Below are 17839 nucleotides of genomic sequence, written 5' to 3'. Positions count from 1 at the left end.
AAAATTAATTTCTTTGTTCTTTTTTTTAATATTATAAATATAATATATTACTATAGAAATTTTTAACTAAATATAAATCTAAAATATCAGTTTTGGTTTAAGATGAATATTATATATTAGAGAGATCTTAAGGTAAGATATTATGAATAAGAAGAAGTTACTATCTTTAATACAACAAAGGGAAGGAAATAAGTTAGACTTTAAGCTAAAAATAGATATTTCATCAGAGTCCGGTAAAAAAGAACTTGCAAAGGACGTATGTGCTATAGCAAACTCTAAAGGGGGAAGAGGCTATCTAATAATAGGCGTTGAAGACAGAACAAAACGATTAGTTGGAATTAATAAGCTTAAACCATTAGATGAAGAAAAAATCCAACAGGTTGTAAGTTCAAGGTGTGAACCACCAATTCCAATAAAAGTGGAAGTGGTAAATTTAGATGAAATTGATATTGGAATAATAACAATATTTGATGGGGGACAAAAACCTTATCAAATAAAAGAAACTGGAGCATTTCATATAAGAAGAGGTTCTATTACTGATACTATGAGAAAATCAGAGTTGGTAGCAGCATTTGAAGAAAATCAATTATTAACTGTTGAAACATGTAAGGTTGTAAATAGTAGTGCTGAATTTTTAAATAGAGAATTAATAGGAAAATATTTTAAAAGTAAAGGAATAATTATTAATAAAGAAAATGAAAAGTTTCTCTTGGAAAGTGCAGGTATAACCTATTTAGATAAGATAAATAGAAAGGTTAGATGTACTTTTGGGGGACTATTAGTGTTTTGTGATAATAATAATATGTTTATTCCTAATAATTCGATAAGAATAATAAATAAGATAAATGATAATTATCCTAGGTCAATTATGATAAATGGTAATTTGTTAGACATGATAGATAAAACAGAAAAAGAAATGTATACGTTATTACCGAGTGAATATCCAGTTTTTGCTGTTATGGAAGCTGTGAAAAATTCTATAATGTATAGGGAATATTCAATTATAGACAAGTTAATAGAAATAATATTAACAAAAAATTCAGTAATAGTTATAAGTCCAGGACAATTAGTTTCTAAAAGTAACATTTTTAGTGATGTAGTATATAACAAAAGAAATATGTGGATTTATGATAAGTTAATATCTTTAGATGAAGGTAAGAGATTTATCAATGATGGAAATGGATTAGTAAGAATAAAGGAAGCATTTACGGGAAAAAGAAAGGTAAGACTAATAAATTCAAGTTTAGATGATTGTTTTAAGGTTATTTTGCCTATGATTATTGAATAATAAAAATTATATAGCTAATAATAGATTTAAATAAAGATAAATATGATTTAATTAAAGTTTAATTTGCTAAAATTATGTTACTAAAATTTTTAATTATATGTAAAAAAGTTTAAATTGTATCTTCATCAAAATAGTGAAGATAATTAACTATAAAAAAATAATTAAAAAAAGAAGGAGTGGTTCCAATGATTCAAGTTTTTTGTGCAAGAAGAGGTTCTGGAAAGACAAAAAGGTTAATAGAATTAGCCAACCACAAACAAACAAGTGCTAAAGGTGATTCAGTTTATATTGATGATGATTCTAGACCAATGTTACAACTACAAAGAGGTATAAGATTTGTTGATACAAATGAGTACAAGGTAGATGATTGCCAAAGTTTTTACGGAATGTTGTGTGGGATAATTTCATCTAATTATGATATTGAAAATATTTATATTGATGGATTATTAAATATTGTTAAGTGTACTATGAAGGAATCAACAGAATTATTTAGAAAGATAGCTGGGATAACAGATAGATTTGGTATTGATATATATATTAATATTAATGTTGATACTGTCGAAGAAGTACCATCATGTATTAAAGAATACGTAGCATAGAATTGAAAATAATTAAATTTAAATAAAATATAAAAGAGCTATTCAGAAATGAGTAGCTCTTTTATATGGTTTAAAACGTTAAATTTTCTTGATAAAAAGGTATAATAAATATATACTAAGTATTATATAAAATTTTATAGGAGGCAAGGAGATGGCTAACGTTTTAGACGAGTTATTAGATCGTGGATACATAAAGCAATTTACTCATGAAGAAGAAACAAGAGAGTTGCTAGAAAAGGAGAAAATAACTTTTTATATAGGATTTGACCCAACAGCAGATAGTTTGCATGTAGGTCATTTTATAGCAATGATGTTCATGGCTCATATGCAAAAGGCTGGTCATAGGCCAATAGCTTTACTTGGTGGTGGAACTGCAATGGTTGGAGATCCATCAGGAAAAACAGATATGAGATCTATGCTTACAAAGGAACAAATAGAACATAATGTTTCTTGTATAAAGAAGCAAATGGAAAAGTTTATAGATTTTTCAGATGATAAGGCTATATTAGTAAACAATGCAGAGTGGTTACTAGATTTAAATTATGTTGATTTCTTAAGAGAGGTGGGAGTACACTTCTCAGTAAATAGGATGTTAACAGCTGAATGCTTTAAGCAAAGATTAGAAAAAGGATTATCATTCTTAGAATTTAACTATATGTTAATGCAAGGATATGATTTCTATGTATTAAATCAAAAATATAACTGTAAGATGGAGCTAGGTGGAGATGACCAATGGTCAAATATGATTGCTGGTGTTGAATTAGTTAGAAGAAAGGCTCAAGGTCAAGCTATGGCAATGACTTGTACATTACTAACTAATAGTCAAGGCCAAAAAATGGGTAAAACAGTTGGTGGAGCATTATGGTTAAATCCAGAAAAAACATCACCATTTGATTTCTATCAATACTGGAGAAATATAGATGATGCTGATGTTGAAAAATGTTTAGCATTATTAACATTCTTACCTATGGATGAAGTAAGAAGACTTGGAGCTTTAGAAGGTGCAGAAATAAATAAGGCAAAGGCAATTCTTGCTTACGAAGTAACTAAACTTGTTCATGGTGAAGAGGAAGCAAACAAAGCTAAATCAGCAGCAGAAGCATTATTTGCTGGTGGAGTTGATATGAGCAATGTTCCAACAGTTACAGTTACAACTGAAAGTTTTGGTAAAACTGTTCTTGATGTTATTGCTGAAACTAAAATAGTTCCTTCAAAGGCTGAGGGAAGAAGATTGATCCAACAAGGTGGTCTTTCTATAAATGGAGAAAAGGTTGCAGAAGTATCAAGATTATTCACTGAAGAGGATATACAAGATGGAGCAGCCTTAATTAAAAGAGGTAAAAAGAATTACAATAAGATTGTAGTTGAATAAATTAATATAGTATATTTAATCTCCAAGGTCGATTTAAATATAAATTGACCTTGGAGTATTTTTATTTTAATATTAAGTGGTTATAATATATAAGTAATAAATTTAAGCATTAGTTAAGGGGGAGTACTATGGCTTTATATGCTATTTCTGATTTACATCTTGCATTAAGTACAGATAAACCTATGGATATATTTGGTGGCCATTGGATTAACCATGATGAAAAGATTAAAAAAAATTGGATAGATAAGATAAAAGAAGAAGATACAGTACTAATAGCTGGGGATATTTCTTGGTCCATGAAATCAGAAGATAGTAAAATAGATTTAGAATGGATAAGCAGTTTACCTGGTAAAAAAATTATAAGTAAGGGAAATCATGATTATTGGTGGAGTAGTATATCAAAATTAAATGCTATGTATGAAAATATGAATTTCTTACAAAATAATTTTTATATATATGATGATTATGCTATATGTGGAACAAGGGGTTGGATTGATCCAAGTAATGATAAGTTTAACTCAAAAGATGCAAAGATATATGCAAGAGAGCAAATAAGAATAAAATTATCATTACATTCTGCAAAAAAGGCTGGGTTTAATAAATTTATAGTAATGATTCATTACCCTCCATTTAGTAACAATAACGAGGAAAGTGAATTTATGAAAGTTTTTCAGGAATGTAAAGTTGAAAAGGTTATTTATGGACATTTACATGGACCAACTAATGTAAGAGCAATAGAAGGAAATATTAATGGGGTTGAGTATATAATGACTTCATGTGATTTTATTAATTTTGATCCAATTAAAATATTAGATTAAATTAATGTGAGTTAATTTATAAGTATTAGTATTTTTTGATTTAAAAAAGAAAATTGAAATTACAATAATATGATTTTTAGTTACAGTTTTTGGTGTTTTTGATATAATGTATTTGTACTAAATATAAGGGTGATGTTTTTATGGCAATGCAAAGTTGGAAGAGTTTCCTTATGCCTTATGAACAAGCAGTAGAAGAGCTTAAGGTTAAACTAAAGAGTATAAGAAAAGAATATAGAAAAAGAAATGAATATTCTCCAATTGAATTTGTTACAGGAAGAGTTAAGGAAGTTTCTAGCCTTTTAGAAAAAGCAAATAAGTTTGGGATTCCACTTGATAGAGTTGGGCAAGAGATGGAGGATATAGCTGGTATAAGAATAATGTGTCAATTTGTTGACGATATAGATACAGTTATTGAACTTATAAGAGCAAGAAGAGATATGCAAATACTTTATGAAAAAGATTATGTAAGAAATGTTAAAGCAAGTGGATACAGAAGTTATCACATGATTATAAAATATACTGTTTACATGGCAGAAGGCCCTAAGGATATATTAGCAGAATTTCAAATAAGAACTTTAGCAATGAACTTTTGGGCTACAATAGAGCATTCTTTAAATTATAAATATAAGCAGCATATTCCTAAAGAAATACAAGAAAAGTTAAAAGAAGCTGCTGATTCAGCTTTTAATTTAGATGAGCAAATGTTAGAAATAAAGGATGAAATAAAAGATGCTCAAAGATTGTTTGAGGTTAAGTCCGATATTATAACTAATATAATGAATAATATAATGACATTAATGTCTATAGGAAAAACAGCAGAAGCAAGTAGATATCAAGTTATGTTAAATAAACTTGTAGACGAAGGTGAAGTTTGGGAATTAAACAATCTTTTAAGTAGTATAAAAAAAGATATTATAAGATATAAAGAAAACGAGTAATTTGGTCAATAATCTTATAAAATCACTATATAAAGAATGATAGAGGTGGCAAATGAAAGTTAAAACTAATATAAAGGATAATTGCTTTATAGTTATTATTCTTATATTAATGATAAGTCTTATATTAAATATTTATCAAAATATTTCAAACAAGAAATATTTTTATGAATTAGGAAAACAAAATTTTAGTAATATTGAAGAAATACGATCTAGAAATGAATCAATACTTTCAATATTAGATAGTTGTATTGTAGCAGGTAGTGTAAATAATGTAGATTTGTTAACACTTTATAAAAATTATACTAAAATTTCTGAAGCAGAACTTAATCTTTGGAATAATTATATTGCTGATGATAATATTTTAAGAAAACTTAAAAATAAAAGTAAAGATAAAGTTTTAGATATTAAGCCTAAGAATGAAATATACTCAGAAATAGAAGAATTGCTTTATTCACATATACAAAATGATATGACAGAAAAAATTGATGTTATTGAATTAAAGGGAAAAGTATTAGAAGATTTTAAAGTACTAAGAAGTTTGTCATCAGATTTAAATAATTATTTTAATAATTTTTATAAAGAAAATTGTAGTGTTAGCGAAAGTAAAAAAGAGAAGTTAATAATTAATAAAGAGTATTGGATAGATATGCTAAAGGGTATTGAAGAAATTAATAATAAATATGTAGAGTATAGTTTTACATATGAAAATAAATCAAAAAATTAAATTTTAAAGTTATTTATTAGTTTTTAATATTTAAGTTTATAAAAAAGGCTAAGCAAATTTTTGCTTAGCTTTTTTATTTTAGTGGTGACATCCTCCACCACAAGAACCGCAACCACCTTCAACTTCGATAACTGGCTTTAAAGATAATCCTCTACCACCATTTTCTTCAGATGAAAGTAATCTAAATCCACCAAATTCATCAACTAACTTTTCTTCAGCAATTAAAGTAATATCATTAATTTTTTCAGAAATATCTCCTTCTTTTGCTTCATCAACAGTTATGTTAAAAGCTGGTCCACTACAACCAAATCCAGCTAAATTAATTCTTATGCTAAAGTTTTCTACTTCATTTTCTACAAGAAAAGCTTTGAACTCATTATATGCTTCTTCACTTACTAAAAATTTATTCATTATATTCACCTCTTGAATTTATTCAAATTATGTTTATAGTATACCATATTACTCTGAAATAGCAATATGTTTTTTATTAGCAAAATGTAAAAAAATGACTTGTGGGTATGAAAGCTATTATCAATTATAATAATCTTTGAATAGTATATCTTGTACAATTGATTTGGAGGATACTTATGGATAACCATATGTTAAAACAAAATGTATCAAGTGGAGACTTAAATAATGAGTATTATAACAGAATTCATTCAATTATAGACAATATTAATGATGTAATATTCTTAACAGAAGATAAGGGATGGATAAATGGTAATGGAGAAAAAGTAAATTGTGGAACTTGGAATAATGAGTCTAGGATTGCAACATTAGATAATTCCATAAACCAACAGGGAAAATTATTTATAATAGCAGTTAGTAATGTTACAATAGATGGTACAGGAACAACAATAGGTAATAATGACATTGCAGTAAGTATTTTAAGTCAAAGAGACATAGCTTTAAAAAATTTTATAGTAGAGGGCTGTGAGCTAGGTGTTTATATAGAATTTTGTCAAGGAATTTCTGTACAATACATTTCCTTTAAGGAAAATAAACAATCAATTTCAATAAATAGAAGTACTGAAGTAAAAATAAAAAATAATTTAATAGAATCAGAGAAAAATTCCTCTCTGGGAATATATGTATTAGATTCAGGAAAAATTTTAGTACAAGATAATTCAATATATATTAAAGTGAATATCCATGATGAAGGTGAAGAAAGTAGTTATTGTGGAATAATTACTGAAAACTCGACAGCTATATTTATATTAAATAATGAAATTGATATTTCAAAAGGATATAGTGAGGTTAAAAATTTAGAATCTTATTGTGTAAATTCATATTGTATTAGTTGTTATTCAAGTTATGATACTCTTATAAAATCTAATAATTTATATATTAAAAATAATAATTTAAATTTTTATGATTGTAATGTGTTAGAACTTAATTTTTCTCCTATTTATTTAGATTCTAATAATGCAAAAATAGATATTGAGGAAAATAATATTGTAGTAGGATTTAATAAGTTTGATGTTCAATGTAATATTGGAGGAATAGGTTTTTATGGTATTGTTTATTCTAATAAAAATAATGCTAATTCTATAAAAAATAATTATATCTCAATAGAAAGTAACACTTATGATTTAAATTCAGGTGAAAATCCAGCTAAATATATTTGCTTTATGGGAATTTTACTAGATTCTTATAATAATTATAATGAAATAAAAGAAAATCAAATATATTTACAAGGAAATACAACATCATTTAAACAAGATTCAAATAGAGCTGTAAATTTATTATGTGGAACTTATTTAAATGATAAAAATAATACGAATAATATAATTGACAATGACTTTATTATTAAAGAAAATAATATAGATGAAAGAGAGTCTATAATAACTACTTTTTCATTAATTTATTTATATTATGATAATATTTGTAATACTATTAAAGGAAATAATTTAAATGAAGGTCAAGGAAATAAAATTAAATTAATTAATAAAAATGATATTACAGAAATTTTAGAAAATAATATAATCACTAATTTATCTAATGAAGTATTATTATCAGAATTAGAAACTATAAAAGAAACTAATATGGTTGTAATAAACGGAAATAATATAATTAATTAGTACTGATTACAAAATAATTAAAAACTAATATATTAAAATAGAGATTAAATTAGTAATAAAGTCGGCTAAGGTCGACTTTATTATTGAAATTTCAATAAATTGGTAATATAATATAAAATGTGTAGAAGTTATTATTTATAAATATAATAATTTAACATTTGTATTTTTATAAATAAAGTATTATTTAACATAATGTTTAAGTTAAAATAAATTATTAATTTGTAAAGAAAGGATTGTTAAGTTTGAAGCCTTTTGATAAAAGTTATGTTTTGGACAAGATGAATGAATATAATGGTAAAATAAATAAAAATAAAATTGGTGATTATGAAATAAAAGCTATTAATGGATTGAAGGGAAAAGTTCAGGGCTATTTATATAAAATAGAAGATGAATATGATGTAGAAATACTAGAGCTACATGGACCTAGTCATATTTGGATGAGATTAACTCCACTAGAGATACAGGCATCTTATTTTGCTATAAAAATGGCAAAGGGAAAGGTTGGGGTTGTAGGCTTAGGACTTGGATATGTTGTAGAAGAAATTGCTAAAAAGTCTGAAGTGGAAGAAGTAGTTGTTTACGAGATTAGCCAAGACATTATAGATTTATATTATAGTAATTTTCCTAAAAATCCAAAGATAAAGATAATTTGTTGTGATGCATTTGAGGCAGAAAGCACAAAGTTTGATTTCTTCTATGCTGATATTTATGAATATAAGATAACATCACAAATAGTTGATGATTATAAAAGGTTTAATGAACTTCATGAAATTGAAGAGTATAGTTTCTTTGGAATGGAACACTTTTTATTAAGTTGTAGCTATACAGAAATAGTATGGGTTTATATCCCAGAAAATTGGATGAAATCAAGTAGAAAAGCATTTGAAGCAATACAGGAATCTAATCTTTTGGATAGTTATGAAAAGTTAGATGAAAATTTGGTATCTCAAGTATTAGAAGAGTTTAAGGGCGTTTTAAATAATATTTAGAAAAATAATCTTCATAGTTAATTATGAAGATTATTTTATTTTTTACAAAAAATGTTTAAAATTATGTTTAAGATTTTGAAAGATGGCAATATTATAGGTATCCCCTAATAATTTAAATATATGTTTTACTAAGAAAAGTGCAGGTCTCTCCCCCTTTGCACTTTTTTTATTATCAAATTAAAAAAAGGAATAAACATATTGACTTATTTACATAAAATGGAAATAATATAATTATAAAGTATTTAAAAATTAATTTTGTTTGAGGTATGGTTTATGAAGTGTGAAGTAATAGATATAAGAGGAAATAAGAGAGAAAAGTTAGGAAAATTTTTAATTGCTTTATATGCATTAAATATTGTGGAATTAATATTTACGAAGATTTTATTATGGAAAGTTCCTGATTTATTTAATGATACGAATAAATTTTTAAGACCTTTATTATATGGATTAGAGCCATACTTTTTTAAGATAGGTATAGCAGCTTTATTATTGATTTTTTGGTATTGGAGAAGTGAAAATGCCAATATTACTCAAATAAAGAGATCAATATTAATAGGTCAGGTATTAATTGGAGCATATATTTTAATGAATATAGGTCATTTAGTGAATTTAGTTATATATTTAAAGTAATATGAATGCAATAAAAATAAAATTTTAATTAAACATTATTATATTAAGCTTTATTAGAATATATATATCTTATGTAATAATTAATATGTGAGTTAATAATCTTATATAAAGGGAGTTGATTATTATAGTGAAGTTAAAAAAGTATAAATATTTAAGTTTAGCTATATCCATATTTTTTGTATTAGGTTTAATTATTAATATATCAAATAATAATAAGCCCAAAGATAAAGGTAAATTAGTTATTATAGAAGATAATAAAGATTTATTTAAAGAAAATTATAAAAGTAACTTAATTATTGAAAGTGATGATAATAATGTGGTTAGTAATGAAAATGAAGATGATAAGAGTATAAGAGTTTTACCAGAAAACATTGTAGATGATATAATAACATTACCAAATCCTAATATAAATGAAGAAGTTATTTTAAAAAAGTTATAAAACTTAAAGGTATTTTAATATTATTTATTTAAGTTGAAATTGAATAATATGAGTAAAAAATATATTATTTGTAATAATATTTTAAGAATTTTGAAAAGGTATTTTAAGTATTAAGTATTATACTAACATTATTGAAGTTTAATTCTAAGGGGGCAGTTAGTATGATAGAAGGTTATATATTATCAATCACATTATCAATGGCAGTATTAACCTTTTTTAATATTATTTTAAAAAGAAATGATACTAAGAATAAATTTAAAGTAAGATGGCAACATTATTTGTTTGGATACCTTTTCATGTTATATCTTGTAATATCACTAAAAGATATAGTTGGATTTCCAGTATTAAGTGATTTAGAAAGAGTAATAATGTCTGGTAGATCAATATTTTATCCTGTACTTAATTTTATACCGTTTAGTAGTGGAATTGAAATTTCATCTATACTTAATATAATATTTTTTATGCCATTTGGATTTTTATTACCAACACTTTGGAAAGAGTTTAGAAGTTTTTTACCAACAGTACTTGCAGGATTTTTATTTTCATTGATTATTGAAGTTGGACAATTATTTACTATTAGGGCAACTGATGTTGATGATTTAATAATGAATACATTAGGAACAGCTTTAGGGTTTATTATATTTAAATTAGCAAGTAAAATATTTAAAAATATTTCAAGTAAAACAGTATTTGAAGCTCATAACAAGAAGTGTTCAATTATAAAATATGGACCGTATTTATATATTTTAATTGCAATTATTAGTGTATTTTTAAGTTAATAAAAAGAGACTATATCAAAAATTACGGGTGTGTAAATTAATTTGATATAGTCTTTATTTTTTATATAGATTATGTTTTAAAAGAAAGTCAATTTCTTAGTTGTTGAAAGTTTAAATAATTAAATTTAAATTTTCACTTATTTTACAACTATATTTACAAGTCTTCCTTTAATAACAATAACTTTAACTATAGTTTTTCCTTCAGTAGCTAAGATTATTGCTTCATCAGCTAAAGCAGCAGCTTTAATTCCTTCCTCGTTTAAGTCAGAAGCAACATTAATTCTGTTTTTAATTTTACCATTAACTTGGATAGCTATTTCAATTTCATCTTTAACTAAAGCTTTAGCATCAAATGTTGGCCAAGCTTCATTAAATACTGAATATTTACCAGTTAATAGTGACCATTGTTCTTCAGCAAAGTGAGGTGCAAATGGAGCTAAAATTTTAATAAAGCTTTCACATACAGTCTTTAAAAATGCTAAGTTTTTAGTTTTTTCTTGAACATACTTAGATAATGCATTTATAAACTCCATCATTCTTGCAATGGCAGTATTAAATTGCATTTTTTCACTATCTTCAGTAACACCTTTAATAGCGTTATTTAACCAGAAGTTTAATTCTTTTTCTGCTTTATCCATAGTATCTTTATTGTTATCTCCAGACTCAATAGCTTCTCTACAAATAGTTAAATATCTTTCGATTCTATCTACAAATCTAGCTACAGACTTAATACCATCATCACTCCAAGCTCCACCTTCAGTGTAAGCAAATCCAAACATTAAGTACATTCTAAATACGTCTGCACCATATTCTTTAATATAATCATCTGGAGATATAGTATTTCCTTTAGATTTAGACATTTTTAATCCATCTGGACCTAAGATAAGTCCTTGGTGAGTTAGGCTCTTAAATGGTTCATCAAAGCTTAAATATCCCATGTCTCTTAAAGCTTTAGTTATAAATCTTGCATATAATAAGTGCATACAGGCATGTTCTGGACCACCAACATACTTATCAACTGGAAGCATCTTATCTACTTTTTCTTTGTCAAAAGCAATTTCAGTATTTTTGTTATCTACATATCTCATTTGATACCAAGAAGAGCAAACGAATGTATCTAAAGTATCACATTCTCTTTTAGCTGGTTTGCCACAACAAGGACAAGTAGTATTAATAAATTCATCGCATTTAGCAAGTGGTGATTTACCATCAGGTGCAAACTCAACATTGTATGGTAATTCAACAGGAAGATCTTTTTCTGGAACAGGAACAGCACCACAATCTTCACAATATATTATTGGAATAGGAGCACCCCAATATCTTTGTCTTGAAACTAGCCAATCTCTTAATCTGTAATTAACTTTAGCAGAACCTAAATTATTTTTAGCTAATTTTTCAACAATTGCTTCCTTAGCTTGTTCTGTAGTTAATCCATCAAATTCACCAGAGTTAACTAAAACACCATATTCGCAGTATGGTAATTCAATTTTTTCACCTTTTTTATTAGTTATAACTTGCTCTATTGGTAAGTTAAATTTAGTTGCAAAAGCATAGTCTCTTTCATCATGAGCTGGAACAGCCATAACAGCACCAGTACCATAAGTTGCAAGAACATAATCACCTACCCAGATAGGAACTTCCTTGCCGTTTATAGGATTTATAGCATATGAACCAGTAAATACACCAGTTTTTTCTCTTGTAAGAGATTGTCTTTCTATATCAGATTGTTTTTTTGCTGCTTCTTTATACTCTTCAACAGCAGCTTTATTTTCAGAAGTTGTTAACTCATCAACTAATGGATTTTCAGGGGCTAAAACAACATAAGTAACACCATTTAATGTATCAACTCTTGTTGTAAAAACATTAAAGTTAATATCCGAATTTTTAACTTTAAAGTTAACTTCAGCACCAGTAGATTTTCCAATCCAATGTTTTTGCATAGCAACTGTTTTTTCAGGCCAATCTAAAGTATCTAATTTTTCTAATAATTCATCAGCGTATTCAGTGATTTTAAAGAACCATTGAGTTAAATCTTTTTTAGTAACTTCTGTTGAACATCTTTCACAAGCACCATCAACAACTTGTTCGTTAGCTAAAACAGTATTACAAGATGGGCACCAGTTTACAGGAGCTTTTTTTCTGTAAGCCAATCCATTTTTTAGTAATTGTAAGAATACCCATTGAGTCCATTTATAATATTCAGGAGTACATGTTATAACTTCATTTTCCCAGTTAAACATTGCACCCATAGCTTTTAATTGTTCTTCCATAGTTTTTATATTTTTTTCAGTAGAATCCCAAGGATGAATTCCAGTTTTAATTGCAAAGTTTTCAGCTGGTAAACCAAAGGCATCAAAGCCCATTGGTTGGAATACATTATATCCTTGCATCTTCTTTAATCTTGCCCATGAATCAACAGGTCCATAGTTAAACCAGTGACCAGCATGTAATTGGCTTCCTGATGGGTAAGAGAACATTTCTAAAACATAAAGTTTTTCTCCCTCTGCATCTGGATTAAATTTGTAAAGTTCAGTTTCTTCCCACTTCTTTTGCCATTTTTTATCTATAGCAGTTCCGTAGTTACTCATATTCTTAAATCCTCCTTAAATAATTGAGAACAATATATTAAAATTATAAATCAATTTAAATATATATAAAATTTATCTTTTCATTTAAATAATTGTTCCCTAATTTTATAAAAATATATAAAAAAATCCTTTCATCTCAATTAAGAGACGAAAGGATATATTTCGCGGTACCACTCTTATTAGAACTAATTTTTAGATAAAAGAAAATGATTAATGATATTTTATGATTTTCTTTTATTTTAAATAGTTCTCACTTAAATCCGTAACGGGGATCCCGTACTTGCTTCTAAACAAGTAAGCTCCAAGGCAAGTTCCTATAAATGTAACACTGTTTTACAGCACCCAACAGCTCTCTTAAGAATACAATATTATAGTACTACTCCTTTTCAAAGCAGTTAATAATTTAAATAATAATTAATTATATAGTAATTCGTTAGATGAAGTCAAGATATGTGTATATTTTGAAGTTATATGAGAAAAATTAATAAATTACATTATAGTAAGAAGTAAAGCACTGTAAATCATTATTGATATTTATAGTTGTATAAAGATATAATTTATAAAGTATATTCCTTATTACAAAATTAAATTAGGAGTGAGAGTATGTCGTGTTTAGGAAATATAATTTGGTTTATATTTGGAGGATTTATTGGAGCTTTAGGCTGGCTATTGGTAGGAATACTTTGGTGTATTAGCATAATAGGAATACCAGTAGGATTACAATGCTTTAAGATGGCAAAACTTCAACTTGCACCCTTTGGCAAAGATGTAGTTACAGTAAATGATGGTAGTGGAAGTCTTATATTGAATATATTATGGATAATATTTGGTGGATTAGAATTATGTATTACAAATTTAATTAGTGCATTATTTTTATTTATTACTATTATTGGAATACCTTTTGCAATACAATCTTTAAAAATGGCTAAGTTATCATTAATGCCTTTTGGAAAAGAAATTAGATAACTAATTTTAAGTAAATTTTAAATTAAATTCTTATGAATTAGGAGTAGTTAATGGTATAGGCAATTTAGATATTATATTAATTAATATAATATCTAAATTGCCTATATTTTTTAATTAAATTGTGCTAAATCATATAACATTTTAAATTGAAAAATAGATAATGCGTTAAAGAATTAAGTAATAGTAGTTTTATGCTTAAATATTAATTTAGGAAAATAAGTCTTAATAAATTCTTAATAATTATGATAAATTTTTTGTAAGACTTATTTGTTAGTATATAAATATAAATTAATTGCCATGGTATAATAGTACTTTATGAAGGGAGTGTGTTTTGAGAAATGATAAATAATAATGTTTTAGTAGTAGATGATGATAAGGAAATTGTTGATGCAATTGATATATACTTAAGAAATGAAGGAATTAATGTAATTAAGGCTTATGATGGGGTAGAGGCATTAGAAGCTTTAATGGAAAAGGAAATACATCTTATTTTAATGGATATAATGATGCCAAAGATGGATGGATTAAGAACAACAATGAAAATAAGGCAAGAAAAGAATATACCAATTATTTTAATTTCAGCAAAGTCTGAAGATACAGATAAAATATTAGGTTTAAATATGGGAGCAGATGATTATATAACTAAGCCATTTAATCCATTAGAACTTATAGCAAGAGTTAAATCACAATTAAGAAGGTATACTGTTTTTGGAAATTATGGTGGTCAAAATAAAGAAGAGGAACAATCAATAATAAGTAGTGGTGGGCTTTCTTTAAATCAAGACACTAAAGAAGTCTTAGTAGATGGTGAATCAATAAAGCTTACAGCAACTGAGTTTGGAATATTAGAATTGTTACTTAAAAATCAAGGTAGAGTATTTTCAATAGATGAAATTTATGAAAGGGTTTGGAAAGAGCCAAGTTATAATGCTGAAAACACTGTGGCAGTTCATATAAGAAGGATTAGAGAAAAAATTGAAATAAATCCTAAAGATCCTAAATATTTAAAGGTGGTGTGGGGAATTGGATATAAAATTGAAAAATATTAATAAAGAGAATAAGGATAATTTAGAGTTAAAAAAAGAAAAGGTAAATCGTAAGAGAATATTTAATGAAAATAGTAATAAAAATTATATAATTTATATTTTAACTGCTATATTATTATCTCTTACAATATTATCAGGATTAGAAATTAAAGATAATTTGAGAAATGTTATACCAAGCAAAATATATACCGAAACTGAAATTGATGAGAATATATATAATTATAATAATTTAGTAGAAAGATATTCATTATATTATAAATCACCTGACTATACTCAAAATAAAGATAATATAACTAAAAATGATTTAGAAATATGTAAAGAAGAATTAAAGAATAAAGCAGATAGTGAATATGAAAATTATAGAAATGAAAAATACACTGATAATAGCTTTAATAATTTAACTTATGAACAACAGGAAAAGATTTTAAATGAAGAAAAAGAGAAAATAAATCAAAAGTATAATTTAACTGATGAAGAATTAAGAGATTATGTTTTAAATAGAAAAACTAATAGTGAAAAAGATCTATATAATCAAATAAAATCTTATGTAAATTTAAATTTTAGGTCTTATGATAAAATAAATGATGTTTGGATTGGTGGAGCTGAAATTAATCCTAATGAAATTATATCTAATAGTAGATATTTTCAAGAAATAAATATTGATTACAACGGAAATATAATAGAAAAAATATTTATAAATGGTAAAAGATTTAATAAAAATTTAAATAAGTTTAGAAATCGTCATAATAGATTTAGTTATATTGGATTTTCTTCATATGAAAGTATGAACACTCAAGAATCTATTTATGAATACGATGATACTGATAAGCATAATGTAACTTTATATATATGGATGCCAAAGGAGCTTAAAGCAGGAGATGTAATTTATGAAAGCTTTATGGGGATTAAGAAAAATGAAAATAGATTTTATTTAACTTGTGTTTTATTTATAATATTCTTTGTATTATTAATTTTTAGTATAAGATATTTGAGTAAATATAAGGTAAAATCAAAGTTTATAGAAGAAATAATAAATAAACTTAAGATTTATCCTATTGAATATAAAGTTGGAGTTGCAATATTAGCTTGGATTATGTGGAATATCACTAGTAATATACAGTATAGTTATAATAATGGTTATAATAATTATATAATTAGATTAAATTTAAGTTCAATAGTTTGGTTAACTATAATTGTAGCTATTTTTTATTTTTTAGTTAGAATAATAATAGATAATTATAATGAAAGAACATTGTTTAGCAACAATATTACAATTAGAATTTGGAACTATTTAAGTGATGTAATGAAGAGAGGATCTATAATAAGAACCTTATTAATAATGACATCTTTATATATTGTAATAGGATTATTCTTATTCTTTATGTCAGCAGTATTATATATATGGCCAATTGGAGTACTAGCAGGGCTAATATTAACAATTGTATATATTGTCCTATTAATTAAAAATTTAGTTTATCTAGATAAAATAATGGTTGGTGTAAAAGCAGGAGCAGAAGGAAAACTAAATTATAAGATTGATGAAAAGGGAAGAGGACATCTTAGGGAATTAGCACATGATATAAATAATATAAAAGAAGGCTTAAAAAAATCTGTTGAAAATGAAATGAAAAGCGAAAATATGAAAACAGAGCTTATAACTAATGTATCTCATGATTTAAAGACTCCATTAACTTCAATTATTAATTATATTGATTTATTAAAGAGAGAAAATATTGAGCCAGAAAGCGCTAGAGATTATGTAAGCATATTAGATAAAAAATCTCAAAGGCTTAAGGTTTTAATAGAGGATTTATTTGAAGCTTCTAAGGCAGCAAGTGGAGCAATGGAACTTAATATTACTAAAATAGATGTTGGTCAATTATTAAAACAAGCATTAGGAGAAAATGATGAAAGATTTATAGAAAGTAAATTAGAAGTTAAATTAAATATTCCTAATGAAAAGATATTTATAAATGGTGATGGAAAAAGATTATATAGAGTATTTGAAAATCTTATTTCTAATATTGTTAAATATTCTTTAACTAATACTAGAGTATATATTGATATGTTTAAGGAAAATGATGAAGTAACAATAGTGATGAAAAATATATCAGCTTATGAATTAAGTTTTGACACAAATGAAATAACTAATAGATTTAAACGTGGAGATGATTCAAGAAGCACAGAAGGTTCTGGATTAGGTCTTGCCATTGCTAAGAGTATAGTTGAGCTTCACAATGGAAGCTTTAAGATTGAAGTAGATGGAGATTTATTTAAATCTATCATAAAATTAAAATAAATAATAATAAGGGTTAATTAAGGTTGGAGTATTTATATTGAAATGTTTTAATTCAATATAAATACTTCAACTTTTTTTATTATCTGTAATTCTTATTAATAATATATAAGGATTATTTTAATAAATCTTCTTTATTTTATACTTTTATTTCAATTGATAATCAGTATCTGTTTAAGTGTGTATAAATATAGTAATTACAATAATTGAGATGTATTATCAATTAGAAAATTTTTTTAAAAAATTTTAAAAAAAGACTTGTAATTAATAATTATTATTATATAAT

16 protein-coding genes and 1 other annotated feature are annotated in these 17839 nt (G+C 25.4%); of the genes, 14 read left to right on the top strand and 2 right to left on the bottom strand.

Annotation, left to right across the window (positions count from 1 at the left end; translation table 11 throughout):
- The first annotated feature begins 142 nt into the window (after nt 1-142).
- From QZ321_RS07110 to QZ321_RS07085, 6 genes are all read left to right on the top strand, one after another.
- Nucleotides 143-1288 (top strand): RNA-binding domain-containing protein, encoded by a 1146-nt coding sequence (locus QZ321_RS07110; protein ID WP_291749989.1) that lies wholly within the window; start codon nt 143-145, stop codon nt 1286-1288.
- 185 nt (nt 1289-1473) lie between these two features.
- Complete coding sequence (locus QZ321_RS07105) at nt 1474-1887, top strand: hypothetical protein (RefSeq protein WP_291749991.1); 414 nt, start codon at nt 1474-1476, stop codon at nt 1885-1887.
- 151 nt (nt 1888-2038) lie between these two features.
- A complete protein-coding gene (tyrS, locus tag QZ321_RS07100; protein ID WP_291744274.1) occupies nt 2039-3259 on the top strand; it encodes a tyrosine--tRNA ligase in 1221 nt (406 codons plus the stop codon).
- Nucleotides 3260-3387: 128 nt separating this feature from the next.
- Complete coding sequence (locus QZ321_RS07095; RefSeq protein WP_291749994.1) at nt 3388-4077, top strand: metallophosphoesterase; 690 nt, start codon at nt 3388-3390, stop codon at nt 4075-4077.
- A gap of 140 nt (nt 4078-4217) precedes the next feature.
- Nucleotides 4218-5015 carry a GTP pyrophosphokinase family protein gene (locus QZ321_RS07090; protein ID WP_291743862.1) on the top strand — a complete coding sequence of 266 codons (798 nt, stop codon included), beginning with the start codon at nt 4218-4220 and terminating at the stop codon, nt 5013-5015.
- A 52-nt stretch (nt 5016-5067) separates the two neighbouring features.
- Complete coding sequence (locus QZ321_RS07085; RefSeq protein ID WP_291749996.1) at nt 5068-5739, top strand: hypothetical protein; 672 nt, start codon at nt 5068-5070, stop codon at nt 5737-5739.
- A 78-nt stretch (nt 5740-5817) separates the two neighbouring features.
- On the opposite strand, the gene QZ321_RS07080 is transcribed toward QZ321_RS07085, so the two are convergent.
- A complete protein-coding gene (locus QZ321_RS07080; RefSeq protein WP_291743868.1) occupies nt 5818-6150 on the bottom strand; it encodes a HesB-like protein in 333 nt (110 codons plus the stop codon).
- Between the two features lie 176 nt (nt 6151-6326).
- Between QZ321_RS07080 and QZ321_RS07075 the strand changes: the two genes are divergently transcribed.
- The 5 genes from QZ321_RS07075 to QZ321_RS07055 all read left to right on the top strand — a co-directional run bounded on the left by QZ321_RS07075 (nt 6327) and on the right by QZ321_RS07055 (nt 10657).
- Entirely contained in the window at nt 6327-7820 is a 1494-nt protein-coding gene (locus tag QZ321_RS07075) for a hypothetical protein (RefSeq protein ID WP_291749999.1), read from the top strand.
- Nucleotides 7821-8062: 242 nt separating this feature from the next.
- Nucleotides 8063-8809, top strand: coding sequence for a hypothetical protein (locus tag QZ321_RS07070; protein WP_291750002.1), 747 nt, complete (start codon nt 8063-8065; stop codon nt 8807-8809).
- A 273-nt stretch (nt 8810-9082) separates the two neighbouring features.
- On the top strand, nt 9083-9439 hold the full coding sequence (locus tag QZ321_RS07065) for a DUF5658 family protein (protein WP_291743874.1): 357 nt from the start codon (nt 9083-9085) through the stop codon (nt 9437-9439).
- 127 nt (nt 9440-9566) lie between these two features.
- Nucleotides 9567-9878, top strand: a complete 312-nt coding sequence (locus QZ321_RS07060; RefSeq protein WP_291750005.1) for a hypothetical protein — start codon at nt 9567-9569, stop codon at nt 9876-9878.
- Between the two features lie 161 nt (nt 9879-10039).
- The gene (locus QZ321_RS07055) at nt 10040-10657 is read left to right on the top strand and encodes a VanZ family protein (protein ID WP_291750008.1); all 618 of its coding nucleotides are present in this window, start codon (nt 10040-10042) and stop codon (nt 10655-10657) included.
- Between the two features lie 137 nt (nt 10658-10794).
- Here QZ321_RS07055 and leuS read toward each other — a convergent pair whose 3' ends face one another.
- The gene (gene leuS / locus QZ321_RS07050) at nt 10795-13245 is read right to left on the bottom strand and encodes a leucine--tRNA ligase (RefSeq protein WP_291750011.1); all 2451 of its coding nucleotides are present in this window, start codon (nt 13243-13245) and stop codon (nt 10795-10797) included.
- Between the two features lie 140 nt (nt 13246-13385).
- Nucleotides 13386-13644: a binding site (T-box leader), on the bottom strand.
- A gap of 204 nt (nt 13645-13848) precedes the next feature.
- Between leuS and QZ321_RS07045 the strand changes: the two genes are divergently transcribed.
- The 3 genes from QZ321_RS07045 (at nt 13849) to QZ321_RS07035 (ending at nt 17556) form a co-directional block, all read left to right on the top strand.
- On the top strand, nt 13849-14211 hold the full coding sequence (locus tag QZ321_RS07045; RefSeq protein WP_291750014.1) for a YccF domain-containing protein: 363 nt from the start codon (nt 13849-13851) through the stop codon (nt 14209-14211).
- Between the two features lie 338 nt (nt 14212-14549).
- Complete coding sequence (locus QZ321_RS07040; protein WP_294196469.1) at nt 14550-15260, top strand: response regulator transcription factor; 711 nt, start codon at nt 14550-14552, stop codon at nt 15258-15260.
- Nucleotides 15235-17556 carry a histidine kinase dimerization/phospho-acceptor domain-containing protein gene (locus QZ321_RS07035; RefSeq protein WP_291750397.1) on the top strand — a complete coding sequence of 774 codons (2322 nt, stop codon included), beginning with the start codon at nt 15235-15237 and terminating at the stop codon, nt 17554-17556. Before QZ321_RS07040 ends, QZ321_RS07035 begins: the two co-directional genes overlap by 26 nt.
- Nucleotides 17557-17839: the final 283 nt, after the last annotated feature.

It is taken from the genome of uncultured Clostridium sp. (assembly GCF_910588715.1).
Lineage (GTDB): Bacteria > Bacillota > Clostridia > Clostridiales > Clostridiaceae > Clostridium.
Note: the sequence above shows the minus strand (reverse complement) of the source record. Positions and strands in the feature narration are given on the sequence as shown.

Bases quoted from the DNA above. Each gene is read 5' to 3' on its own strand.
- QZ321_RS07110 (WP_291749989.1), top strand. From the start codon at position 143: ATGAATAAGAAGAAGTTACTATCTTTAATACAACAAAGGGAAGGAAAT.
- QZ321_RS07105 (WP_291749991.1), top strand. From the start codon at position 1,474: ATGATTCAAGTTTTTTGTGCAAGAAGAGGTTCTGGAAAGACAAAAAGG.
- tyrS (WP_291744274.1), top strand. From the start codon at position 2,039: ATGGCTAACGTTTTAGACGAGTTATTAGATCGTGGATACATAAAGCAA.
- QZ321_RS07095 (WP_291749994.1), top strand. From the start codon at position 3,388: ATGGCTTTATATGCTATTTCTGATTTACATCTTGCATTAAGTACAGAT.
- QZ321_RS07090 (WP_291743862.1), top strand. From the start codon at position 4,218: ATGGCAATGCAAAGTTGGAAGAGTTTCCTTATGCCTTATGAACAAGCA.
- QZ321_RS07085 (WP_291749996.1), top strand. From the start codon at position 5,068: ATGAAAGTTAAAACTAATATAAAGGATAATTGCTTTATAGTTATTATT.
- QZ321_RS07080 (WP_291743868.1), bottom strand. From the start codon at position 6,150: ATGAATAAATTTTTAGTAAGTGAAGAAGCATATAATGAGTTCAAAGCT.
- QZ321_RS07075 (WP_291749999.1), top strand. From the start codon at position 6,327: ATGGATAACCATATGTTAAAACAAAATGTATCAAGTGGAGACTTAAAT.
- QZ321_RS07065 (WP_291743874.1), top strand. From the start codon at position 9,083: ATGAAGTGTGAAGTAATAGATATAAGAGGAAATAAGAGAGAAAAGTTA.
- QZ321_RS07055 (WP_291750008.1), top strand. From the start codon at position 10,040: ATGATAGAAGGTTATATATTATCAATCACATTATCAATGGCAGTATTA.
- leuS (WP_291750011.1), bottom strand. From the start codon at position 13,245: ATGAGTAACTACGGAACTGCTATAGATAAAAAATGGCAAAAGAAGTGG.
- QZ321_RS07045 (WP_291750014.1), top strand. From the start codon at position 13,849: ATGTCGTGTTTAGGAAATATAATTTGGTTTATATTTGGAGGATTTATT.
- QZ321_RS07040 (WP_294196469.1), top strand. From the start codon at position 14,550: ATGATAAATAATAATGTTTTAGTAGTAGATGATGATAAGGAAATTGTT.